Genomic DNA, 24066 nt, shown 5'->3' on the forward strand with positions numbered 1-24066 from the left:
CCCCATTCCCCATTCCCGGCCTTCAGGCCTTCAAGCCATCCACATCCAGGATCAGCGCCAGGCGGCCATCGCCGATGAGGGTGGCGCCGGCGTAGCCGGGCAGGCCGCGCAGCGAGCGCGGCAGCGGCTTGATCACCACTTCTTCGCGGCCGCGGACCTGGTCCACGACCAGGCCCATGCGCGATTCGCCGGCCTGCAGCACCACCACGGTGAGCAGCGGCAGTTGCGGGGCGTCGATGTTGAGCCACTGGCGCAGGTCCACCAGCGGCAGGGTGTGCGACTGCCGGTCGAGCACGGCGCGGCCGTCGAACCAGCCCAGCGAGCGGCGCGGGGCGTGCAGCACTTCCACCACGCGCGCCAGCGGCAGCGCGTAGACGGTATCGCCGGCCTGCACCAGCAGGGTCGGCAGGATCGCCAGGGTCAGCGGCACGCGGATCAGGAAGCGGCTGCCGCGGCCCAGTTCCGACTGGATCTGGATCTGCCCGCTGAGTTCGCGGATGCGCGACTGCACCACGTCCATGCCGACGCCGCGGCCGGAGATGTCGGTGACTTCGGATTTGGTCGAGAAACCAGGCAGGAACACCAGGTGCAGGCATTCCTCGGTGGTCAGGCGGGCGGCGGCCTCGGGGTCGATCAGGCCCTTCTCGCGGGCCTTGGCGCGCAGCCGTTCCGGGTCGATGCCGGCGCCGTCGTCCTGCACCTCGATGCTGACGTAGTCGCCTTCCTGCTGCGCCGACAGGCGCACATGGCCGCCGCGCGGCTTGCCGGTGGCTTCGCGCAGCGCCGGGGCCTCGATGCCGTGGTCGATCGCGTTGCGCACCAGGTGCACCAGCGGATCGGCCAGCGCCTCGACCAGGTTGCGATCGAGCTCGGTGTCGGCGCCGATCAGTTCCAGTTCCACTTCCTTGTTGAGCGAGCGGGCGACGTCGCGCGCCACTTTGGGGAAGCGCGAGAACACCTTGCCCACCGGCTGCATGCGCGTGCGCATCACCGCCGACTGCAGGCGCGCGGTGGCGATGTCCAGGCTGCTGACCGCGCGGTCCAGTTCCTCGTCGCGCAGGCGCACGCGTAGGGTCTTGAGGCGGTTGCGCGAGAGCACCAGTTCGCCGATCAGGTTGACGATCGCGTCCAGGCGCTTGGTGTCCACGCGCACGGTGTGTTCGGGCTCGGCGGCCTTGGCCGGGGCGGCCGCGGCCTTGGGCGCGGCGCTGGGCGCGCGCGGCGCCGGCTGCAGCGCCTGCGGCGTGGCCGTCGGCGGCGCATCGCCGTGCAACTGGTCCAGCAGCGCTTCGAATTCGTCGTCGCTGATCAGGTCTCCCGCGGCCGCGGCGGTGGCCGGGACGGCGGCGGGCGCGGGCGCGGCGCTCTTCGCGGGTGCCGGCGCCGGTGCGTCGTCGCCGTGCGCGTCGAACTGCGCGATCAGCTCCGGCGGCGCGCGCGGCGGCTCCTGGCCGCTGCCGAAGGCATCGAGCATCGACTGCAGGTAGTCCAGCGACTGCTGCGCGGCGTCGAAGTGCCGCGCCTGCAGGGTGGCCTGGCCGGCACGGGCCATGCCCAGGGTTTCCTCCGCGGCGTGGCACAGCTCGACCATGGCGTTGATCGCCAGGAAGCCGGCGCCGCCCTTGAGCGTGTGGAAGCCGCGGAACACGGCGTTGAGCTGGCCGCTGTCCTCGGGCGCCTGCTCCAGCGACACCAACTGCTCGCCGAGCCGGTCCAGGATCTCCTGGGCCTCGATGATGAAGTCGGCAGCGATGTCGTCGGGTACGGCGCTCATAGAGTTAGAGTCCCAGGCCCGAGAGCAGGTCGTCGGCGTCGTTCTGCGACACGCCGTGGCGGTCCAGGCCGGGCAGGGCCGGACCGGCCAGGCTGCCGTCGGCCTTGCGTTCTTCCTTCGGCGGCAGACCCAGCGCGCCGAAGCCCTCGTGCACGCGGCGCACGATGCCGGCGACACGGCGGATGATCTGCCCGGTCAGGTCCTGGAAGCTCTGCGCCAGGGCCATTTCGGTGAGGTTGTGGCGGATCTTGTCGAGGATCTCGCTCTGGTCGCCGCTGAGGCCGCCGGCGGCGAGCTGGTCGGCCAGCGCACGGCATTCCTCGGCCAGGTCCAGGGTGCGGTGGCTGGCCTGTTCGGTCATCTCCACCACGTGGTCCAGGCGCGAGCAGGCGTCGTCCAGCTCGCCGGCCTCGCTGGGCACCACCGGCAGTTCGCCGAGCGCCTGCCCCAGGTCGCGTGCGAGCCGGCTCAGGCCCTGCATCATCGGCCGCGTGCGCCAGGCGGCGAGGGTGTCGATCTCCCTGCGCCAGCCGGCCTCGTCGCCGTTTTCCAGCGCGTCCAGCGCGCCTTGCAGGCGTTCGATCAGGGCGGTACGTTCGGCGGTGGCTTCCATTTAGGCGGTCGCTCCCAGGCGTTCGAAGATCTTGCCCAGCTTCTCCTGCAGCGTCTGCGCGGTGAACGGCTTGATGATGTAGCCGTTCACGCCGCACTGCGCGGCCTCGATGATCTGCTCGCGCTTGGCCTCTGCCGTGACCATCAGCACCGGCAGGTGCTTGAGCTTGTCGTCGGCGCGGATGTTGCGCAGCAGATCGATGCCGGTCATGCCCGGCATGTTCCAGTCGGTGACCACGAACTCGAACGGCGCCGAGCGCAGCGCGGCCAGGGCGCTGTTGCCGTCTTCGGCCTCGGCGGTATTGGTGAAGCCCAGATCGCCGAGCAGATTCTTGACGATGCGTCGCATCGTCGAGAAATCGTCCACGATCAAAATCCGCATGTTCTTGTTCACCACTGACTCCTAAGGGTTCCTATTCTTCGTCTTCCAGACCGGCATCGGCGACCTCGAACGCCTTCAGGCGTCCGCGCAACCGTACCGTGGCCTGGCCATGGATCTGACACACGCGCGACTCGCTGACCCCGAGCACCGCGCCGATTTCCTTGAGGTTCAATTCCTGCTCGTAGTACAGCGACAGCACCAACTGCTCGCGTTCGGGCAACTGCGCGATGGCCTTGCCCAGCTCGCGGCCGAATTCGCTGCGCTCGAGCATCTGCTGCGGATTGGGTCCGCCCTTGGCGATGGTATCCAGCTCGCCATGGTCCTCGATGCGCGACTCCAGGCTCAGCACCTGGCCGCGGGCGGCATCTTCCATCAAACGCAGGTATTCGGGAAGCGGCATGTCCATCGCCGCGGCCACTTCGTTGGCGGCGGCGGCGCGGCCGGTGCTCTGTTCGATCTTGCGGATCGCCGAGGCGGCGTCGCGGGCGCGGCGGTGCACCGAGCGCGGCACCCAGTCGCCGCGGCGGATCTCGTCGATCATCGCGCCGCGGATGCGGATCGAGGCGTAGGTCTCGAACGAGGCGCCCTGTTCGGCGTCGTAGCTGCGCGAGGCCTCGATCAGGCCGATCATGCCGGCCTGGATCAGGTCGTCGATCTCGACGCTGGCCGGCAGCCGCGCCGCCAGGTGGTGGGCGATGCGCCGGACCAGGTCCGAGTGCTGGGTGATGTAGTCGTTGGCGCTGTTGCGCTGGACGGCGCGGTAGTGGGCGGCGGCGTTCATGCGGCCACCCCGCGCTGGATGATGCGCTCGACGAAGAACTCGACGTTGCCGCGCGGGGCGGTCGGCGCCTGCCAGCGTGCGGTGCGCCGGGCGATCTCGCTGATCGCCTGCGCCGACGGGCTGGACGGGTAGGCCTTGACCACCGGCTGCTGGCGCTGCACCGACAGGCGCAGCCAGTCGTCCTGCGGCACGCAGCCCAGGTAGTTCAGCGACACGTCGCCGAGGAACTTCTCGCAGACCCGGCTGAGCTTGTCGTACAGCAGGCGGCCTTCGTTGAGGTCGCGGACCATGTTGGCGACGATCTGCACCCGGTCCACGCCGCGCTCGCGCGAGAGGACCTTGATCAGGGCGTAGGCGTCGGTGATCGAGGCCGGCTCGTCGCAGACCACCACCACCGCGTCCTGCGCGGCCTGGCAGAAGGTCAGCACGCTGTCGGTGATGCCGGCGGCGGTGTCGACGATCATCACGTCCAGCTCGCGCTGCAGCTCGGAGAACACGTTGACCAGGCCCACGTGCTGGGCCGGCGGCAGCTCGGCCATGTAGCGGCGGCCGGAGGCGGCGGGCACCACCATGAGCCCGTTGGGCATGTCGATCAGCACCTCTTCCAGGGTGCAGCGCCCGGCGACCAGGTCGGCCACGGTGAACTTGGGGGTCAGCCCGAGCAGCACGTCGACGTTGGCCAGGCCCAGGTCGGCGTCCAGCAGCAGGGTGCGCTTGCCCATGTCGGCCAGCGCCATGGACAGGTTCACCGAGATGTTGGTCTTGCCCACGCCGCCCTTGCCGCCGGTCACGGCGATGGTGCGCACCGGACCCAGCGGTTCGCTGCGCGTCGCCGACAGGGGGAAGGCATTGGTCAGATTGACGTAGTCACGCGACGGCATGGGTCTGCTCCGGAGTACAGGGCTTATCGGCAGCGCGCCGCAAATCTTCAAGGCGCAATACCAGGCTGGCGGCGTTGGCGCGGTGCAGGTCGTCCGGCACACGCTGTCCATCGGTCACCCAGGTGATGGGGAGGCGGTGGTCCACGACCACCGACAAGGCACTGCCGAACCGCCCGGTCTCGTCCAACTTGGTCAGGATGACCCCCTGTGGGTCGGCGCCGGCGAACCGGCGCACCACCTCGTCCAGGTCGGAGAAATGGGCGTTGGCGGGGAGGACCAGCAAGGATCGGACCACCCGCGAGGCGCGCAGCCAGTGCAGCTGGGCGGCCAGGGCGCGGTCGCGCTGGCCCATGCCGGCGGTGTCGATCAGCACCAGCTTGTAGTCGGCCAGGCGCTCCAGCAGCTGCTGCAGCGCGGCGTCGCTGTCGGCCTCGTGCACGGCGATGCCGAGCTGGCGGCCGTAGCTGTGCAGCTGTTCGCGGCCGCCGACGCGGATGGTGTCGGTGGTGACCAGGGCCACGTCGCGGGCGGCATGGCGCTCCAGGAAGCGCGAGGCCAGCTTGGCGATGGTGGTGGTCTTGCCGGCGCCGGTCGGGCCGATCAGGGCGATCACGCCGCCTTCCTCGAGCGGGTCCAGCGCGGCGATCGGCAGGCGCTTGGACAGCAGGCCCAGCATCAGCCCGCGGCCGCGGTGCAGCTCCAGGTCGGCGGGGATCTGCATGACCACGTCGCGGGTGATGCCGCTGTCGAAGCCGTAGTCGTCCATCAGCTCCAGCGCCTGGGCGCGGACCGGCGAGCCGCGCAGGCGCTCGTCGGTGAGGCGGTTCATCTCGCGCTCGATCATCTGCCGCATCAGCGACAGTTCGTCGCGCAGCTGCGTCAATTGTTCGTCGTTCTGCGGGGCGGGGAAGGTCGGCACTGCCGCCAGCGCCGCGGCCGCCGGGATCCCGGCAGCGGCCGGCGCATCGGCGGTCGCGACGGGCGCGGCCGGGGCCGGGCTCGCCACCGGGGTCAGCGCCACCGCGGGCACGTCGTCGCGCCAGGCCGGCACGGCCTCGGCGGCCGGCGCCGCGGTGGCGGCGGCGAACGGACTGGGCATGGGCACGCTGATCGGGGCGTTGCGGAACACGTCCTCGGGGATGCTGAACTCGGCGCGGCCGGTGACCGGCGCTGCGGCCTTGGCCGGGGCGGCCTGGCGTGCGGCGGCAGCAGGGGCGGCCGCGGCGGGCATCGCCGAGGCGGCCAGCGCCGCCGGCTGGGTCAGCGGCCGTGCCGGGGAAGCGGCCGGGGCGGCCGGCGCGGCACTGCCGCGGCGCTCGCTGATCGCGGCCATCATCGCCATCGCCGGGCTGGCGGCGGCGTCGCCGCGTGCGGCACGCGGGGCCGCAGCGGCCGGCGCCTGGCTCGCCGCGGCGGCGCGCGGCGCCTCGTCCGGGCGCACCGCATCCAGCGCCCGCTGCACCAGGGCCTCGTCGTAGTTGCTGGCGGCCACGATCTCGATGCCCTCGTCGGTACGCCGGTTGGACAGGATCACCGCATCCGGCCCGTGCTCGTCGCGCACCATCCGGAAGGCGGTGCGCATGTCGGGGGCGACAAAGCGTTTGATCTTCATGGGTGGGAGCCGGGAATGGGGAATGGGGAATGGGGAATGGATGCGTGATCGGTGCCGATACGTGGCGGGCCGCGGTGTCGTGTCCGGTTTTTCGTGATCGTGTTCATTGCTCTCTCCGCTGCCGGGGCAAGGGTGCGATTCCCCATTCCCTGTTCCCGTTTCCCGTCATCTCAACTGATCGTGCCCACCAGCTTCAGCCGCTTGTCCTCCGGCACTTCGCTGTAGGACAGGACCGACAGCGCGGGGACGCTGTGGCGGACCAGGCGGGCGAGGGCGGCGCGGACCTGCGCCGGCACCAGCACCACCGCCGGTTCGTTGCGCGCCTCCTGCTTGCTCACGCAGTCCGCCAGACTTTGGTGCAAGCGTTCGGCCAGTCCGGGTTCCAGCGCCGCGCCGTTGCCCTGGGTAGAGTCCTGCAAGACGCGTTCCAATTGCGGGGCCAGGGTGAACACCGGCAGTTCCGGGGCCATGCCGGCGATCTCCTGGACGATGAACCGGCCCAGGGCGTTGCGCACCGCGGCGGTGAGCGCGCCGGGTTCCTGACTCTGCGGGGCGTGCTCGACCAGGGCCTCGACGATCTTGCGCAACTGCCGCACCGGGATCTTCTCGATGAGCAGGTTCTGCAGCACCCGCACCACCACCGACAGCGGCAGCGCCTTGGGGGTGAGGTCCTCGACCAGCTTGGGCGCGCTCTTGGCCAGGGTCGCCAGCAGCTGCTGCACTTCCTCGTGGCCGAGCAGTTCCGGGGCGTGCTCGCGGATCAGGTGCGAGAGGTGGGTGGCGATCACCGTGGCCGGGTCGACCACGGTATAGCCCATGGTCTCGGCCTGGGCGCGCAGATGCGGCTGGATCCAGATCGCATCCAGGCCGAACGCGGGGTCCTTGCCGGGGATGCCGTCGATCTTGCCGAGCGCGCCGCCCGGGTCCAGCGCCAGTTCGCGGTCCGGGTGGATGTCGGCGGTGGCCACCGGCACGCCGTGCACCAGCAGGCGGTAGGCGTTGGCCGGCAGTTCCAGGTTGTCGCGGATGTGCACCGGCGGCACCAGGAAACCGATGTCCTGGGTCAGCTTGCGGCGCACGCCCTTGATCCGCGCCATCAGCTCGCCGCCCTGGGTCTTGTCCACCAGCGGGATCAACCGGTAGCCGACCTCCAGGCCCAATGGGTCGATCGGGCGCAGTTCGTCCCAGCCCAGTTCGGCATTGGCCTGAGCGGCGGCCGCGGCCTGTGGTGCCGCCTCGGCCGCGGCCGGCGGCGGCAGCAGGCTGCGCTTCCACATCTTCCAGGCCAGCAGGCCCAGGATCAGCGCCAGCGTCAAGAAAGCGACGTTGGGCATGCCCGGGATCAGGCCGACCAGGCCCAGGATCGCCGCGGCCACCGCCAGCGCCTTATGCTGGCCGAACACCTGGCCCATCATCGAGGCGCCCATGTCCTGCGAGCGCGAGGCGCGGGTGACCAGCATCGCCACCGCCGAGGACACCAGCAGCGCCGGCAGCTGCGCGACCAGGCCGTCGCCGATCGACAGCAGGGTGTAGGTGGAGGCGGCCTGCGCCACTGGCATGCCGTGCTGCAGGACGCCGACGGCCATGCCGCCGATCAGGTTGATGAACAGGATCAGGATGCCGGCGATGGCGTCGCCACGGATGAACTTGCTGGCGCCGTCCATCGAACCGTAGAAGTCCGCTTCCTCGCGCACTTCCTCGCGGCGGGCCTTGGCTTCCTCGCGGGTCAGCAGGCCGGCGTTGAGGTCGGCGTCGATCGCCATCTGTTTGCCGGGCATGGCGTCGAGGATGAAGCGTGCGGTCACTTCCGACACGCGCCCGGCGCCCTTGGTGATGACCACGAAGTTGATGATGGTCAGGATCGCGAACACCACGATGCCGACCGCATAGTTGCCGCCGATCACGAATTCGCCGAAGGCCTCGATCACCTTGCCGGCGGCGCCGTGGCCGCCCTGGCCGTTGATCAGGATCACGCGGGTGGAGGCCACGTTCAGCGCCAGGCGCAGCATCGTGGTCATCAGCAGCACGATCGGGAAGATGCTGAACTCCAGCGGCCGCTTCACGTACACCACCGCCAGCAGCACCATCAGCGAGATGGCGATGTTGAAGGTGAACAGGGCGTCCAGCACCGGTGCGGCCAGCGGCACCACGACCATCGCCAGCATCAGCAACACGATCACCGGGGCGCCGAGCCCGTGCTTGATCATGTCCATGACTTTGCGCGTGTTCATCTGCGCGGCAGGCTGACTCATGGCTGGCTCCCCGGGGCGAATTCATCCACTTCCAGCGGCGGCAACGGCGGCATCGGCCCGCTGCGCCAGGCGCGCAGCGTGTAGACGTACGAGAGGACCTGCGCCACCGCGGAATACAGTCTCACGGGAATTTCCTTGCCGAGTTGGCCTTCCCTATACAAGGCGCGTGCCAAAGGCGGCGCCGAGATCACCGCCACGCGGTGCTGCTCGCCGACCTCGCGGATGCGGAAGGCGATCTCGTCCACGCCCTTGGCGACCACGGTGGGGGCGCGCATGCGCCCGCTCTCGTACTTCAGCGCCACCGCATAGTGGGTCGGGTTGACCACCACCACGTCGGCCTTGGGCACGGCTTCCATCATCCGCCGCTGCGACATCTGCATCTGCATCTGGCGGATGCGGCCCTTGACCTCGGGGCTGCCGTCGCTTTCCTTCATTTCCCGGCGCACTTCCTCGCGGGTCATCTTCAGTTTGCGGATGTAATTCCACTTCTGATAGGGCGCGTCGATCGCCGCCAGCAGCGCCAGCGCGCCGGCGGTGTACAGCAGCAGCTTCAGCGTGAAGCCCAGGCCGTGGCCGATGGCCTGCTCCAGCGGCTGCAGCAGCAGGCCGCGCAGGAAGTCGGTGCTGCCCCACAGGCACAGCATCGCGGCGCCGCCGACGAAGCCCATGCGCAGGATCGACTTGAGCAGTTCGACGATGGTCTCGGCGCCGTACATGCGGCTGAGCCCATTCATCGGGTTGAGCCGGTCGAACTTGGGCATCAGCGCCTGGCCGGAGAAGCGCAGGGTGCCCATCAGCACCGGCGCGGCGAAGCTGGCCGCCAGGCAGATGCCGACCAGCGGCAGCACCACCCAGAGCAGGTTCAGCAGCAGGTCGCCGAAATGGCCGAACATCGCCTGCGGATGCTCGCGCAGCGACAGGTCCGGGCGCAGCGCCTGTTTCAGCCAGGCCACCGCACCGGCGGCCATGGAGGTGGACAGGCCCATCAGGGCGAAGACGCCGGCGCTGAACACCGCGGCCGTCGCCAGTTCGCGCGAATGCGGGATGTTGCCCTGTTCGCGGGCTTCGCGCAGACGTTTGTCTGTTGGCTGTTCTGTGCGCTCTGCGCCTTCTTCGCTCTCGGACATCGGGGGTGCGCTCGGCCAGGATCGACCCTGCGCACTGCAAGGACCGTGCCGGTCCCTGGCCCGGATTCCGGGCGCTGCCGCCGCGCCTCTCGGCCGCGGCGGTGGCTAGGCGAGTTGCAGCTCGACCCGGTCGCGGCCCAGCCGCTTGGCCTGGTACAGCGCCGCGTCGGCGCGCGCCAGCAGGTGCTGCAGCGGTTCGCCCGGTCGATACCAGGCCACGCCGATCGAGGCGGTGATCGCCAACTGCCGCTCGCCGATGCGCAGCGGCTGCCCGGCGATGGTGGCGCGCAGGGCCTGCAGCCGCTCGCCGCAGCTCGGCGGCAAGCCGGGCAGCACGGCCAGCAGTTCCTCGCCGCCGTAGCGGCCGACCAGGTCGGCGTCGCGCAGGTTGGCGCCCAGGCGCCGCGCCACCTCGATCAGCACCGCGTCGCCCACCAGGTGGCCGTGTTCGTCGTTGATCCGCTTGAAGTGGTCGAGGTCGATCATCGCCACTGCCAGCGGGGTCTGCTCGGCGTCGCTGCGGCGCATCTGCGCCGCCAGCGCCTCGAGGATGCCGGCGCGGTTGAGCAGGCCGGTGAGGGCGTCGTGCGAGGCCTTCACCGCCAGTGCGGCGCGGGCGATCTCCAGTTCGCGCTTGTCGTGTTCCAGCTCCTCGGTGCGCCGCGCCACCAGCTCGGCCAGTTCGTGCTGGCGCTGGTGCAGGCGGCGTTCGCGCCAGTGCAGCAGGGCCACCGCCAGGCCGCCGCCGAGCACCAGGTACAGCGCGATCATCGGCTGGCTGCGCCACCACACCGGCGCCACCGAGAACGCCACCCGCAGCGGCGCCGAGGCGCTGCGCCGGTAGGCGTCCAGCAACTGCACCTCCAGCACGTAGTGGCCCGGCGCCAGCGGCGGTTGCTCGAACTCGAAGTTGGGCGTGTGCAGCCAGCGGGTGTGTGCGCCCTCGAAGCGATAGCGGAAGCTGATGCGGTTGCGCTCGTCGTACAGGTCCGGCGAGCCGACCGCGATATGCAGCGGATCTTCGCTCCAGCGCAGGCGCGCGCCCGCGGCGATGGCGGCGCCGGCACGGCTGAACTCCTTGAGCGCCAGCCTTGGCGCCTGCGCCGGGAACAGCCGCGCCGGATCCAGCAGATGGGTGACGCCACGGCTGCTGCCCAGCCATACCGAGCCGTCGTGGTCTTCCAGGAAGGCCGATTCGGACATGTCGTTCCAGAGCAGCCCCTGCGCCTGCGTCAGCCGCGACCAGGCGCGTCCGTCGTAGACGTCCACGCCCTGGTTGTGGCTGATCCAGATCCATCCGTTGCGGGTGCGGCGCAGGCTGTACAGTTGCAGGCCGCTCAACTGCGCATCGGCCGGCTGCAGGTACAGGGTGTCGCCGTCGAGCCGCCCTTGCCAGGCCCCGGGGCCATACAGGCTGGCCCAGGCCTGGCCATCGTCCAGGACCAGCAGCTTGCTGAGCACGGGTTGCGCCGGCGCACCATCCACGACCAGCCGGATCGGTGTCCAGGTCTCGCCACGCAGTCGGAACACGCCGGTCATGCCCACCGCCATCACGCTGCCGTCGCTACGCTGCTGGATGTCCGAATACTCGCCACCGGGCAGCGCCTGCACCTTCTGCGGCACCGCGTCGGCGTCGGCCGCCGCCAGCAGATACACCCCGTGGTTGCTGAGGATCCACACCCGGCCGCTCGCATCCACGAACAGCTGTTTGGCGATGCCGTCCAGCGGCGGGTAGGCGCGCAGCAGCCGGCCCTGCGCGTCGTATCGGCGCAGCGCGCCGACCGAGCCGATGCTCCACAGCGTGCCGTCCGCGGCGCGTTGCAGGCCGATCATCTGCGTGCCGTGGTCGCTGGGCCAGCGCTGGAAGCGGCCATCCTCGCGCAGGCGGTCGACGCCGCCCTCGTTACCGACCAGCAGGTCGCCGCGCTGGGTGCGCTGGATGCTCCAGGTCGGCGCGCGGCTGATGCCCTGCGACACATCCCAGTTCTCGATCCAGCCGTAGCCGTTCCAGCGCAGCACGCCTTCGCCATCCATGCTCAGCCACAGGTCGCCGGCCTGGTCGAAGTGCATGGCGACGATGCTGCCCTCGGGCAGGCCGTTGCGACGGTCGAAACTGCGCCAGCGCCCCTGTTCCCAGCGCGCCAGGCCCTGGTTGGTCCGCACCAGCACCCGGTGCTGCGGGTCCAGCAGGATCGGCGTGCGCCAGGTCACCAGGGCCGGTCCGTCCAGCCCGGGGGGTGTCTGCTCCTGGAAGCGCGTCGCGCCGGCCTGCAGCCGCATCACCTTGCGACTGCCGACGACCCACAGGTTCCCGTCGCGGTCGCGCACCGCATTGCGCCAGAATTCGGGGGGCAGGCCCTGGGCCTGGTCGTAGCGGGTGGCGCGACCGTCGGCATCGATCCGGCACAAGGCCTTGGCGCAGCCCAGCCACAGTGTGTCGTCGACGACGAACAGGTCGTGGATGTCGGCCAGCTCCGGTTGCCGCGCCAGCGTCGCCGCATCGAACAGGGGCTGCAGTTCCCATCCCTTCGCATCGGCCTTGCGCACCGCGCGCAACAGGCGGCGGTCGTCCAGCACCACCGTGCCCCAGGCCGGCGCGGCCAGGCGCGGGCGGTTGAGCGGGCGATGCGAGGGCAGGCTGCCGTGCTCCAGCGGCATCCAGCCGGCCGGCGAGCCATCGTCCACGTAGATCGCATCGAAGGTGGCCACCCACAGCCGCCGCTGGGCGTCCTCGGCGGCATCGGAGATGTAATGGCCGCCGTGGCCCTGCAGCTTCACTTGCTGGAACTGGTCGCCGTCGAAGGCATACAGGCCGCTTTCGCTGCAGACCAGCAGGCTGCCGTCGCGACGCTGCAGCAGACAGGTGCCGGCCAGGCCGAGCAGGCCCTGGTCCTGCGCATAGTGCCGCAACGGGATCACCTGGGCCTGTGTCGCCCCGGTGCAGGTCAGTGCCGACAGCAGCAGCCACAGCGGCCCCCACAGGCATCGACCCATGACCGTGCGCATGCGCGCTCAGCCGCCGCCGCACCGCCGTGGGACACGGCGATGGCAGGCACGAGCGGGCGCTGGCAGGCGATAGGGCATGGCGTACGGCGAGCGATGGAAGGAAGGACGGACCGCGGCGATCGACGGGATCCGGGACGGTCGGCGCTGCCGCCGCCCATCCTGGCCCGCCAACGGTAGCCTGCCGTCGGTATCGGCCGCGTCGCGGCGCAGCTTGAGCGCCGGCTAGGCGGTCAGCGCGCGCGCGGCATTGAAGGCGGCATCGAACAGCCGCTGCACCGGCGCCCCCATCTCACCGACCAGCACCGCCAGCAGCGCCAGGCCCAGCACCACCGCCACCGGCAGGCCGAGCTGGATCGGGTTCAGCGACGGCGCCGCCTTGGCCAGCGCGCCGAAGGCCAGGTTCACCGCCATCATCGCCACCATGACCGGCAGCGCCAGGGTCACCGCCCCGCGCATGATGCTCATGAAGAAGTTCGGCGCCACCGAGGCCATGGCCTGCGCATCGGGCAGCGCGGTGCCGATCGGCAGCGCCTTGTAGCTGTCCACCAGCAGCGACACCACCGCCAGATGCCCGTTGGCGGTGAAGAACATCATGCCGAAGGCCAGGTAGAACCACTGGCCGATCACCGGCGAGTTGACCCCGCGCAGCGGATCGGCCATCTGCGCGAAGCCCAGGCCGGTGCTCTGCGAGACCAGTTCCCCGGCCATCGCCCCGGCCTCGAAGATCATCCGCAGCATGAAGCCCATGCTGGCCCCCACCGCCAGCTCCCGCGCCACGCTGAGCACCACCGCGGCATTGAACCCGTCCCAGTCCGGCACCGGCGGCAGGATCGGCGCCAGCGCAATCGCCAGCGTCCCGGCCAGGATCACCCGCACCCGCCCCGGCACCGCCTTGCTCCCGACCATCGGCATCACCGTCAACATCGCCCCGATCCGCAGCATCGTCCACAGCACCGCCCCGATCATCGCGAACGCCCGCGACCCATCGACGACCATTTGCGTGGCGGCATCCATCAACCCGAGACCCCGGCAGACAGCAGGAAGGAACGGCCAGCCCCGACCGCGCAACGCGAGCGGTCTGCAGCCAAAGACGGACGAGCGCATTCGCGAACAACAACGGAAACAGTACGGGCACACAAGACAACGCTCCCATGGCCACAGCTATAGCTTTTGCCGTTGCCGTTGCCGTTGCTGTTGTTTTTGCTGCTGCTTTGCTCTTGATCCACCGGGTCCCCTCCGCAGCGGCGGAGCTGGCGGGCAAAACCCCCCGCAGGGGGGCGGCGCACAAGGATGTGCGCCGTTTTCGGCCGGGGCAGGATGCCCCGTCCGAAAATCCCGCTAGCGGAGCGGACCCGCGCAGCGGGCGCGAAGGCGGGGTGTGCTTTCTTTTGGTTACTTTTCTTTGCACAAGCAAAGAAAAGTGACTCGCCGCCAGGCGAAAGCTGTTGCTCTTCAACCGAGAAAAGACTCCCAGCAGCAAGGAGGCGAAGCGCAGCCATCCCCGCTACCCAATCAAATGCGGAATACGCTGAAACAGCATCGTCGTGTACTCCACCAGATGCGCCAGCAACATACTCCCCGTCGCAAACAACATCGCCGTCAACGCCACCACCTTCGCGATGAACGCAATGGTCGGCTCATTGAGCTGCGTCGCCGCCTGGAACACACCGATCACCACACCCACCGCCAACATCGCCAGCAACAACGGCCCCGCCACCCACAACACCGTGATCAACCCGCCACGCAACTCCGTCAGCGCCAGTTCCGGACTCATGGCCTCAGACCCCGTTGAAACTGGCGGCCAGCGTGCCGACCGTCAGCACCCAGCCATCGACCAGCACGAACAGCAGAATCTTGAACGGCGCCGAGATCAGCATCGGCGACATCATCATCATGCCCATCGACATCAGCACGCTGGCCACCACCAGATCGATGATCACGAACGGGATGAAGATCAGAAAGCCGATCTCGAACGCCGTCTTCAGCTCGCTGGTCACGAACGAGGCCACCAGCACCTGGAACGGCACCGCATCCGGGCCGCTGTAGGTGCCGTTGCCGGCCATGCCGGCGAAGGTCATCAGGTCGGTCTCGCGCACCTGCGCCAGCATGAACGCGCGCAGCGGCTGCGTGGTCAGCGTCCACGCCGTCTGGAAATCGATCTGGCCGTTGAGATACGGGCTCATGCCCTGGCCCCAGGCCTTTTCCCAGACCGGCATCATCACCAACGCGGTCAGGAACAGCGCCAGGCCCATCAGCACCTGGTTGGACGGCGTCTGCCCGGTGCCCAGCGCCTGCCGCAGCAGGCCGAGCACGATGGTGATGCGGGTGAAGGCGGTCAGCACCAGCAGCAGCGACGGCAGCAGGGTGATGGCCGTCATCAGCAGCAGCGTCTGCAGCGGCAGGCTCACCGGCTGCGCGCCGATCTTGCCGACGTTGACCTCCGGCAGCGAGGGCAGGGTGGGCGCGGCGTTCTGCGGATTCTGCGCGGTCGGCGTGGCGGCGGGCGCCTGCGCGGCCTGCGCCCAGGCAAAGGCGGGCAGCAGGCTCAGCGTCAACAGGATCAGCAGCAGGCGCAGCCGGCGGGCGTTGCGGTTCCAGAAAAACGGCATGATCATTTGTCCTTGCGCAGCTTCTGCGCCAGAAGCTGGGCGAAATCGGGAAGCTGCTTGAACGGCTTGATCGAGGGCAGGGTCGGCGCAGGCGCCTGCGGCAGCGGCTCGGGCAGCTGATGCAAGGTGCGTACCCCGCCGGGCGAGACGCCGAGCAGCAGCTGTTCGCCGTTGACCTCGACCACCACCACCCGCTCCTTGGCGCCGACCGCCAGGCTGGCGACCACGCGCAGGCCTTGCGCCGGGCGGAAGCCGCTGCCGGGCAGGCGCTTGAGCACCCAGGCCATGGCCAGGATCAGGCCCAGCACCAGCAGCAGCGCGAACACCGCGCCGAGCAGGCTGGGCGCCGACGGCGCCGCGTTGCCGACGCCCGAGCCGTGCTTGGCGGTCTGCGTGGCGACGGCGAGCAGCAGGCTCACCGCAGTCTCCGGATGCGCTCGCTGGGGCTGACCACGTCGGTCAGGCGCACGCCGAAGCGGTCGTTGATGGTCACCACCTCGCCGTGCGCGATCAGGGTGCCGTTGACGTAGACGTCCAGCGGTTCGCCGGCGCCGCGCTCCAGTTCCACCACCGAACCCTGATTGAGCTGCAGCAGGTTGCGGATCGGAATGCGGCTGCGGCCGACTTCCAGCGACAGCGTCACCGGCACGTCCAGGATCACGTCCAGGTTCAGGTCGTTGGACTCGGCCATGGCGTCCGGCTGCAGGCTGTCGAACTGGGCCGGCGCCGGCTGGGTGGGATCGGTTTGGGTCATGGCAGGTCTTCCTGGGGAGCGGGGCGGCGGCGCAGCGCGCCGGGGGGATGGGTGGCGGTGATCTTCACCGCGTTCTGGCCGTGCGAGATGCCGAACTCGCCGGTGAACACCGGGATGTTCTCCACGCACAGCGGCACCTGCTTGGGCAGGTCGATCGGCAGCACGTCGCCGATCTTCAGCCGGGTCAGCTCGCGCAGGCTCATCTGCTTCTGCGCCAGCACGCTGGAAATGGTCACCTCCGAGCCGAACAGCTGCTCGCGCAGCATGATGTTCCAGCTCTCGTCGCGGTCCACGCGGTCGCTCTGGATGCCGGCGTCGAGCAGTTCGCGGATCGGCTCCAGCATCGAATACGGCAGGGTCACGTGGATCTCGCCGCCGCCGCCTTCCAGCTCCACGTGGAAGCGGCTGACCACCACGTACTCGCGCGGGGTGACGATGTTGGCGAAGTGCGGGTTGACCTCGGAATTGAGGTACTCGAACTCCACCTCCATCACCGGCGCCCAGGCTTCGGCCAGGTCGGCGAAGGTCTGCTTGAGCATCAGTTGGATCACCCGCATCTCGGTGGGGGTGAACTCGCGGCCCTCGATGCGGGTGGGGTAGCGGCCGTCGCCGCCGAAGAAGTTGTCGACCACGGTGAACACCAGGGTCGGCTCGAACACGATCAGGCCGGTGCCGCGCAGCGGCTTGAACTTGATCAGGTTCAGGTTGCTCGGCACGTACAGCGAGTGCATGTAGTCGTTGAACTTGATCAGGTCGATGCCGCGCACCGACAGGTCGGCCGAGCGCCGGATCAGGTTGAACAGGCCGATCCGCCACAGGCGCGCGAAGCGCTCGTTGACCATCTCCAGGGTCGGCATGCGCCCACGGATGATCCGGTCCTGGCTGGAGAAGTCGTAGTTGCGCGCCTCGCCCGGCTCGGCCGGCGCCGGCTCGGTGTCCACTACGCCCGCGTCGACGCCGTGCAGCAGGGCATCGATCTCGTCTTGGGAGAGCAGGTCGGTCATCGCGGCAGCGCCTTTACTGGGTGACGAAGCTGGTGAACAGGAGTTCTTCCACGCACTTCTTGCCGGTCTCGGCGGTCATCAGCTTCTGCGCGTCGGCCAGCGCCGCGGCCTGCAGCTTCTTGCGCCCATCGATGTTGGCGATGTCCTGCGCCTGCACCTGCGAGAACAGCATCAGCAGGTGCGCACGGATCGCCGGGGCGTTCTCGGTGATCAGCTTCAGTTCTTCCGGGTCGCGGGTCATCAACTGCACTTCCAGCTGCAGGTAATGCGGGCCGTCTTCCGCGCCGCCGTTGAGATTGACCACGAACGCCGGGTCCATCGCGAAGTACTGCGCCGGCTTGGGGATCTCGGCGGTCTTTTCCTCGGCCTTGGCGTGGCCGCCCTCGGGCTTCTTCAGGAAGAAGAACGCGCCGGCACCGCCGCCGCCCAGCACCAGCACCGCCGCGACGACGATGATCAGCAGCTTCTTCTTCGACTTGCCGCCTTCCGGGGCGTCCTTGGCGTCTTTCTTGGATTTGTCGGCGGCTGACACTGAGCGGGCTCCTGAAGGGGGTCTGCCCCTGAGGATGCAATCGCCGTGCCGAAACCGCGCGCCTGGCGCGCCGGGTGTTTGACGGCGCCGCCGCGCGCCATGCCGGCGCGGGCCGAGACCGTTGTGGGAGAGGGGATCGGACCCGGCGGAGGGGCCTCAACCCCGCCGTATCCTTCCGACGAACGTCGAGGCCGAGACCCGTTCCACTCCCTCGATCGCCGTGAAGGGGCGGCGGCGCGCCCCGGATCGTCAGGCGTAGGCGTCGAGCAGACCGCGTTGGCGCAACACCACTGCCGGAATCCCGACGCTGCCGGACAGGTCGTCGGCGAGCTCGCCGCCGCTGCGGCCGCCGCCCTGCGGCGTGCCCTGCGCATTGGCCTGCTGTTGCTGCGGCTGCTGCTGGCCGACGTCGGCCTGGCCGAGCTGGAAGCCGTGCTGGCCGAGCATGTCGCGCAGGCGCGGCAGGCTGTTCTCGAGGGCCTGGCGCACGTCGGCCTGGTTGCTGCTGAAGCTGGCGTTGACCTGGTCGCCGGCCATGTGCAGGCGCACTTCGACCGGGCCGAGCTCGGCCGGATTGAGCTTGATGTGGGCGTGGCCGATCTTCTGGTCGGCCAGCCAGCTGATGCGCGCGCCCAGTTCCTCGTCGAACTGGTTGCCGTGCAGGTTCGGGGTCGGCGTGGGCGAGCCGGTGAACGGCTGCGGATCGGCCAGCCGCGCCGTGGCGTGCAGCGGGGCCGCCGCCGCGGTCGGCACGATCGCGCTGGGATCGGCGGCGGGCGCGGCGTCGCCGCTCTCGCCACTCTTGCCGCCGGCCGCGGCGGCGATGGCGGCCAGCGCCGCCAACGGCGCCGCGGTGTCGGCGCCGCTCGCCTTGTCGGCGGACCCGGCCTGCGCCAACAGCATCGCGCCGAAGCCGCCGGCCGCGGAGGCCGGGGCGGTGCCGGCCGTCGCGGCAGTGCCGGCGGTGGCGGCAGTCGGATCGGTGGCGCCGGCCGCGGTCTGGGCCGCGGCGTCGCCGCCGAGCAGGGCGCCCACGCCGTTGGCCACGGCGCCGGCGACGCCGACCGCCAGCCCGGCCGCTGCGCCCAGCGGGGTCGCGGTGGCCGCCGGCAGCACCGCCGCGCCGATCGCCGGCAGCAGGCCCAGGCCGATGCCGGCCAGCCCGGCCGGCGGCCAGGCGCTGTCGTCGGGCTTGGCGTCCTCGTGCTTGTCTTCGGTCTTGGCCTTGCCCTTGTCGCTGCCCGAGGCCTTGGTCTCGGTGCTGCTCTTCTCGGCGTCCTGGGCGACCTTGTCGCCGGCCTGCGCGGTGCGCGCGGGGTCGCTGGCGGTGTCGTCCGCGGCGGCCGGACGCTTGTCCGCCTGGTCCTTGCCGGCGTTCTGCGCCGGCTTGGGCGTCTCGCGGGCGGCGGGCTTGGGCGCGGTGGTACGCGCCGAGCCGCCGCCGCCGAGCAGCTTGGCGAAGTCCTTGTCCTTGCCGCCGGCGCGGTCGGTGCCCTGCGTGTCGTTGCCGCCGCCGATCTGGCTGGCGCGGCCACTGCCGCCCAGCGCGGAAAGCGCGTTGTTCATCGTCCGTCTCCGTCATCGTGTTCGTCGGCGGTGGCCGCCAGGCGCGCGCGGCGCGCGCCCAGGTCGTCCATCTCGCGCTGGCTGCGGCGGTCGTCGACCTTGCGTTCCTGCGCGCGGTAGCTGGCCGCGAGCTGTTCCAGCACCTGCTTGTCGCGGCTGGCCAGCAGCAGCCGGCTGCGCTCCATCTCCACCTTTTCGCGGTTGCGGTCCACGGTCTGGCACTGCTGCTGCACCGCGCTCTCCAGCCGGTCCAGGAAGGCGCGGCGGTTGGCCAGTTGCGCCAGGCTGGTCGCGGCCATCTGGCTGTTGGCGTACTCCTCGGCGTAGCGGCGCAGTTCCTCCAGCCGCGACTCGTGGGTGGCCAGGGCGCGCTGGCGCTCGGCGAGATCGCGCGCGACCTCGTCTTCGTGCTGCTGGGCGCGGCGGAGCAGGGGATCGAGACGTTGCGATTGCATCATGGCTTAGTTCTCGCGGTCGACCAGGCGCTTGAGGGCGGCCTGGCTGTGGGGCAGATCTGCGGCTTTGGCGACGTCCTGTCCGAGGAATTCCATGATCTCCGGCCAGCGCTCCAGCGCTTCGTCCACGGCCGGATCGTTGCCGCGCTGGTAGGCGCCGATGGTGATCAGGTCGCGGTTGGCCGAGTACGCGGCCACCAGCCGCTTCAGCGAGCGGATGCGCATCCGCCACGGCTCGTCGGCGATGTCCTGGACCACGCGGCTGACCGAGGACTCGACGTCGATGGCCGGGTACAGGCCGCTGTCGGCGACGCGCCGCGACAGCAGGATGTGGCCGTCGAGGATGGCGCGCGCGGCATCGGCGATCGGGTCCTGCGGATCGTCGCCTTCGGTGAGCACGGTGTAGAAGGCGGTGATCGAGCCGCGGCCCTTGGCGCCATTGCCGGCGCGTTCGACCAGCGCCGGCAGCTTGGCGAACACCGACGGCGGATAGCCGCGGGTGGTCGGCGGCTCGCCCACCGACAGGCCGATCTCGCGCTGGGCCTGGGCGAAGCGGGTCAGCGAGTCCATCAGCAGCAGCACGTTCAGGCCCTGGTCGCGGAACCATTCGGCGATGGCGGTGGCGCGGTAGGCGCCGTGCAGGCGCGCCAGCGGCGGGCGGTCGGCCGGGGCGGCGACCACCACGGCGCGGCGCAGGCCTTCCTCGCCCAGGGTGGTCTCGACGAAATCGCGCACTTCGCGGCCGCGTTCGCCGATCAGCCCGACCACGATCACGTCGGCGGCGGTGTAGCGGGTCATCATGCCCAGCAGGGTGGACTTGCCGACGCCGGAGCCGGCGAACAGGCCCACGCGCTGGCCGCGGCCGATCGGCAGCAGCGCGTTGATCGCGCGCACGCCGACGTCCAGCGGGGTGGTGATCGGTTCGCGCGCCAGCGGGTTGATCGACACGCCGGCCATGCCCACCGAGCCTTCGGCGCGGATCGGGCCCTTGCCGTCCAGTGGCACGCCGTCCGAGTCGATCACCCGGCCGAGCAGGCCTTCGCCCACTTCGACGCCGCCGCGGCGGTGCAGCGGCACCACCCGTGCGTTGGGCAGCAGGCCATGGGTTTCGGCGCTGGGCATCAGCGAGGTGCGGTCGCCGGAGAAGCCGACCACTTCCGCGTCGACCCAGCCGCCGTCGACCTCGACCTTGCAGGTGGCGCCCATCGGCGCCTCGCAACCGACCGCTTCCAGGGTCAGGCCGACCGCGCGGCGCAGGATGCCTTCGCGGATCAGGCCGCGGCCGGCGGCCACGTCCAGATCGAGCTTGCCGAGGCGGCCGGCCAGGCGCAGGTTGCGCGCATCCAGCCAGTCGGCGGGGTGGGTGCCGGACAGCGCGCTCACAGGCCCGCTCCGGACTTGCGCATCACCGTTTCGAGGGCCGCGCGCAGGCGCGCCTCGAGGGTGCCGTCGATGCGCACCGATTCGGCGTGCACGCGCAGGTCGCCGCGGCTCAGGCTCAGGTCCGGCACCAGCCGGATGCCCTGATCCATCAGCGTCAGCAGCGGGGTCAGCGCGGCGATGTCGTCCGGGTGCAGGCGCACCTCGACGTCGCGGCGCGCGCCGCCGACCGCGTCCAGCGCCTCGGCGACCAGTTCCGACAGCAGCACCGGGTCGGCCTGGTAGGCGCGGCCGACCAGGCTGCCGGCGATGCGCACGGCCAGCTCGCCGAGCGCGCCGACCACCTCGTTCTCCAGCCGCGCCAGCGGCCGCGAGAAGTTGTCCAGGATGCCTTCGATCTGCGCGGTGAGGCGGCGGATCTCGGCCTGGCCCTGGGCCAGGCCCTCGGCGTGGCCGCGTTCGAAGCCTTCGTGCTGGGCCGCGGCCTCGATCGCCTGGATCTCCTCCAGGCTCGGCGGACGCAGCACCGGCTCGTCCGGCAGCGCGTCTTCGTAGGGCAGCGCCGCCAGCGCGGACGGGGCATTGAGTTCCGGCGCCAGCCAGCGCACCACGTTGCCGTTCATACCATGGCCTCCGCACCGCTACCGCCCAGGCTGATCACGCCTTCGTCGGCCAGGCGCCGCACGATCGCCAGGATCTCCTTCTGCGCGGCTTCCACGTCGGACAGGCGCACCGGGCCGCGCGCTTCCATGTCTTCCAGCAGGATCTCGGCGGCGCGCTGGGACATGTTCTTGGTGATCTTGTCGCGCACCTTGATGTCGGCGCCGCGCAGGGCCAGGCCGAGACGGTCGCCGCTGACTTCGCGCAGCATGGTCTGCAGGCCGCGGTCGTCCAGCTCCACCAGGTTGTCGAACACGAACATCAGGTCCTGGATGCGGCTGCCCAGGTCGGCGTCGATCTTGCTGATCGCCGACAGCACGCCCTGGTCCGAGCCGCTGTCCAGGAAGTTGAGGATGTTGGCCGCGACCTTGACCCCGCCCACGTTGGACGACTTCAGGTTCTGGTTACCGGAGAACTGCCGCTCCATGATCTCGTTGAGCTCGTTGAGCGCGTGCGGGGGGATGCCGTCGAGGGTGGCGATGCGCATCAGCACGTCGGCGCGGGTGCGCTCGGGCAGCAGCTTCAGCGCCTCGGCGGCCTGGTCGCTGTCCAGGTGCGCCATCACGATGGCGATGATCTGCGGATGCTCGTTGCGCACCAGGTCGGCAATGGAGCGCGGGTCCATCCACTTCAGGGTGTCCAGGCCGGTGGTGTTGCGGCCCAGTAGGATGCGGTCGATCAGGCTGCCGGCCTTGTCGGCGCCCAGCGCCTGCACCAGCACGTTGCGGATGTAGTCGTCGGCGCCCACGCCCAGCGAGGTCTTGCTGCCCAGCTCGGCGTTGAACTCCTCCATGACCTTCTCGACCTGGTCGCGCGAGATGCCGCTCAGCGTCGCCATGGCGATGCCGATCTTCTGCACCTCCTTGGGGTCCATGTGCTTGAGCACCTCGGCCGCGTCGGCCTCGCCGAGCGACAGCAGCAGCACGGCGGCGCGCTGGGTGCCATTCATTGCGTTCGCATCAGGCTTCACTGGCGACCCATCCCTTCACGACCTGCGCCACGCGCTTGGAATCCTGTTTGACCGCTTCACGGGCCTGACGCAACCGTTCCTCGTAGGCGTCGGGCAGGGCGATGGCGGGGTTGCCGCCAGCGCCGCCGCTGAGGCTGGCGGTGTCCTCGCCCAGCGACGGCAGCAGCGGGTTGTCGTCGTCGAGCATCGACAGCTTGGCGTCGCGCGGCTCGTTGCCGTCGCGGTCGTGGCCCACCGACGCGGCCGGCGCGGGACCGGCGATCTGGCGCAGGGCCGGGCGCAGCACGCCGAACAGCAGCGCCAGCACCACCGCCGCACCCAGCACCAGGCGCGCGACGTTCATCACCCGCGGATCTTCCCACCAACCGGGCTTGTCGGCCGCTTCCGGGGCCTGGCGGACGAACGGGGCGTTCATCACCGAGACGGTGTCGCCGCGCTCGGCGTTGAAGCCCACCGCCTGCTTGACCAGGCCTTCGATGCGGGTCAGCTCGGCGGCGCTGAGCGCCTGCTCGGTCATCTTGCCCTTGGCGCCCGGACGCATCACGTGGTCCACCAGCACCGCCACCGAGACGCGCTTGATCCGTCCGGCCGGCTGCCGGGTGTGCTGCAGGGTGCGGTCCAGCTCGTAGTTGCGGGTGGCGCTCTTGGAGCTTTCGGTCGGGGTCGCGGCGGCGGCCTGCTGGGTGCCGGTGCCGGCGACGGGCGGGGCACCGGTGGCGCCCGGCTGGCCCGGCGCGCTGCCCGGCGAGTTGCTGGTCGCGCCGGGCGCGCCCTGCGGGCCGCTGGTGCTGGTGCTGCTGTCGCTGACCTGCTCGCTGCGCAGCTTCGGCGGGTCGCCGTTGTACAGCTCGCGCGCTTCCTCGACCACCGAGAAGTCCATGTCCACGTTCACTTCCGGGTTGACCCGGCCCGGGCCGGTCATCGGCTCCAGCAGTTCGCGGATGCGCTGGTTGTAGGCGCTTTCCTGGCGGCGCACCTGATCGAACTGGGCGGCGTTGAGCGCGGCATCGCTGTTGGGGTCGGCGATGGTCAGCATGCGCCCGCTCTGGTCGACCACGGTGACGCGGTCCGGCGCCAGGTCGGGGATGCTGGAGGCGACCATGTTGACGATCGCATCGACCTGGTTGCGTTCCAGGGTGGTGCCGCCGCGCAGTTCCAGCACCACCGAGGCGCTGGCGGCCTCGCGCTGGCGGGTGAACGCGCTCGGCTTGGGGATGGCCAGATGCACCCGCGCCTCGCGCACCGGGCGCAGGCTGGCGATGGTGCGCGCCAGTTCGGTTTCCAGGGCGTGCTGGTAGCGCGCGTTCTCCACGAACTGGCTGACCCCGAAGCCGGGATCCTTTTCCATCACTTCGAAGCCCATGTTGCCGTTGTCGGTCAGGCCGGCGCCGGCCAGCTTCAGCCGCGCGTCGTACAGCTTGTCCTCCGGCACGGTGATCGCGCCGGTGGCCTGGTCGAGCTTGAACGGGATCTGCGCGGTGCGCAGCAGGTCGGTGGCCTCGGCCGTGCCCTTCTCGTCCAGGCCGGTGTACAGGGGAGTGTAGGCCGGCTTCTGCGACCAGAAGAACACGAACAGGCCGGCGGCCACGGCCACCGCGATCATCGCCATCAGGCCGATGCGCCGGGTGAGCTGCAGGCTCTGCAGGCGGTCGAACCAGGCCCCGGCCTTTTCGCTGTTGAATGTGTCTTTGCTGATCGCAAGCGCCATC

22 protein-coding genes are annotated in these 24066 nt (G+C 70.3%); all 22 read right to left on the reverse strand.

From position 1 onward, the window contains the following. Positions 1–22 precede the first annotated feature (22 nt). A complete protein-coding gene (locus CEK66_RS11200) occupies positions 23–1774 on the reverse strand; it encodes a chemotaxis protein CheA (protein WP_043091957.1) in 1752 nt (583 codons plus the stop codon). Between the two features lie 4 nt (positions 1775–1778). After that, a complete protein-coding gene (locus CEK66_RS11205; protein WP_152236970.1) occupies positions 1779–2387 on the reverse strand; it encodes a protein phosphatase CheZ in 609 nt (202 codons plus the stop codon). Next, positions 2388–2780, reverse strand: a complete 393-nt coding sequence (gene cheY, locus CEK66_RS11210; RefSeq protein WP_010341542.1) for a chemotaxis response regulator CheY — start codon at positions 2778–2780, stop codon at positions 2388–2390. A 19-nt stretch (positions 2781–2799) separates the two neighbouring features. Next, positions 2800–3549 (reverse strand): RNA polymerase sigma factor FliA, encoded by a 750-nt coding sequence (locus CEK66_RS11215; protein WP_010341541.1) that lies wholly within the window; start codon positions 3547–3549, stop codon positions 2800–2802. Then, positions 3546–4430, reverse strand: coding sequence for a P-loop NTPase (locus CEK66_RS11220; RefSeq protein WP_010341540.1), 885 nt, complete (start codon positions 4428–4430; stop codon positions 3546–3548). Before CEK66_RS11220 ends, CEK66_RS11215 begins: the two co-directional genes overlap by 4 nt. After that, positions 4417–6042: a flagellar biosynthesis protein FlhF gene (flhF, locus tag CEK66_RS11225; RefSeq protein WP_152236971.1), complete on the reverse strand. Its 1626-nt coding sequence runs from the start codon at positions 6040–6042 to the stop codon at positions 4417–4419. Before flhF ends, CEK66_RS11220 begins: the two co-directional genes overlap by 14 nt. A 170-nt stretch (positions 6043–6212) precedes the next feature. Further along, the gene (flhA, locus tag CEK66_RS11230) at positions 6213–8273 is read right to left on the reverse strand and encodes a flagellar biosynthesis protein FlhA (protein WP_026143395.1); all 2061 of its coding nucleotides are present in this window, start codon (positions 8271–8273) and stop codon (positions 6213–6215) included. A gap of 17 nt (positions 8274–8290) precedes the next feature. Further along, positions 8291–9421 (reverse strand): flagellar biosynthesis protein FlhB, encoded by a 1131-nt coding sequence (flhB, locus tag CEK66_RS11235; RefSeq protein WP_152236972.1) that lies wholly within the window; start codon positions 9419–9421, stop codon positions 8291–8293. A 105-nt stretch (positions 9422–9526) separates the two neighbouring features. Beyond that, positions 9527–12415, reverse strand: coding sequence for a ligand-binding sensor domain-containing diguanylate cyclase (locus tag CEK66_RS11240; RefSeq protein ID WP_152236973.1), 2889 nt, complete (start codon positions 12413–12415; stop codon positions 9527–9529). Positions 12416–12649: 234 nt separating this feature from the next. Next, positions 12650–13441, reverse strand: coding sequence for a flagellar biosynthetic protein FliR (gene fliR / locus CEK66_RS11245; protein ID WP_017909008.1), 792 nt, complete (start codon positions 13439–13441; stop codon positions 12650–12652). Between the two features lie 490 nt (positions 13442–13931). Continuing rightward, complete coding sequence (locus CEK66_RS11255; RefSeq protein ID WP_010343869.1) at positions 13932–14201, reverse strand: flagellar biosynthetic protein FliQ; 270 nt, start codon at positions 14199–14201, stop codon at positions 13932–13934. A 4-nt stretch (positions 14202–14205) separates the two neighbouring features. After that, the gene (fliP, locus tag CEK66_RS11260) at positions 14206–15036 is read right to left on the reverse strand and encodes a flagellar type III secretion system pore protein FliP (protein WP_026144375.1); all 831 of its coding nucleotides are present in this window, start codon (positions 15034–15036) and stop codon (positions 14206–14208) included. Positions 15037–15038: 2 nt separating this feature from the next. After that, complete coding sequence (fliO, locus tag CEK66_RS11265; RefSeq protein ID WP_017911181.1) at positions 15039–15455, reverse strand: flagellar biosynthetic protein FliO; 417 nt, start codon at positions 15453–15455, stop codon at positions 15039–15041. Continuing rightward, complete coding sequence (gene fliN / locus CEK66_RS11270; RefSeq protein WP_223875781.1) at positions 15452–15727, reverse strand: flagellar motor switch protein FliN; 276 nt, start codon at positions 15725–15727, stop codon at positions 15452–15454. Before fliN ends, fliO begins: the two co-directional genes overlap by 4 nt. 59 nt (positions 15728–15786) lie before the next feature. Next, on the reverse strand, positions 15787–16794 hold the full coding sequence (fliM, locus tag CEK66_RS11275; protein WP_017911180.1) for a flagellar motor switch protein FliM: 1008 nt from the start codon (positions 16792–16794) through the stop codon (positions 15787–15789). Between the two features lie 13 nt (positions 16795–16807). After that, positions 16808–17326 (reverse strand): flagellar basal body-associated FliL family protein, encoded by a 519-nt coding sequence (locus CEK66_RS11280; RefSeq protein WP_017909004.1) that lies wholly within the window; start codon positions 17324–17326, stop codon positions 16808–16810. Positions 17327–17575: 249 nt separating this feature from the next. Beyond that, entirely contained in the window at positions 17576–18892 is a 1317-nt protein-coding gene (locus CEK66_RS11285; protein WP_152236975.1) for a flagellar hook-length control protein FliK, read from the reverse strand. Continuing rightward, positions 18889–19350 carry a flagellar export protein FliJ gene (gene fliJ / locus CEK66_RS11290; protein WP_010341649.1) on the reverse strand — a complete coding sequence of 154 codons (462 nt, stop codon included), beginning with the start codon at positions 19348–19350 and terminating at the stop codon, positions 18889–18891. Before fliJ ends, CEK66_RS11285 begins: the two co-directional genes overlap by 4 nt. A 3-nt stretch (positions 19351–19353) precedes the next feature. After that, the gene (gene fliI, locus CEK66_RS11295; protein ID WP_017908679.1) at positions 19354–20730 is read right to left on the reverse strand and encodes a flagellar protein export ATPase FliI; all 1377 of its coding nucleotides are present in this window, start codon (positions 20728–20730) and stop codon (positions 19354–19356) included. Continuing rightward, on the reverse strand, positions 20727–21350 hold the full coding sequence (locus tag CEK66_RS11300; protein WP_152236976.1) for a FliH/SctL family protein: 624 nt from the start codon (positions 21348–21350) through the stop codon (positions 20727–20729). The genes fliI and CEK66_RS11300 overlap by 4 nt, the downstream gene beginning before the upstream one ends. Then, positions 21347–22336, reverse strand: a complete 990-nt coding sequence (gene fliG, locus CEK66_RS11305; protein ID WP_017912588.1) for a flagellar motor switch protein FliG — start codon at positions 22334–22336, stop codon at positions 21347–21349. The genes CEK66_RS11300 and fliG overlap by 4 nt, the downstream gene beginning before the upstream one ends. A 10-nt stretch (positions 22337–22346) precedes the next feature. Then, positions 22347–24065: a flagellar basal-body MS-ring/collar protein FliF gene (gene fliF / locus CEK66_RS11310; protein WP_148829007.1), complete on the reverse strand. Its 1719-nt coding sequence runs from the start codon at positions 24063–24065 to the stop codon at positions 22347–22349. Position 24066: the final 1 nt, after the last annotated feature.

Source organism: Xanthomonas sp. LMG 12460 (assembly GCF_009192895.1).
In the GTDB taxonomy this organism is placed as follows: Bacteria; Pseudomonadota; Gammaproteobacteria; order Xanthomonadales; family Xanthomonadaceae; genus Xanthomonas_A; species Xanthomonas_A sontii.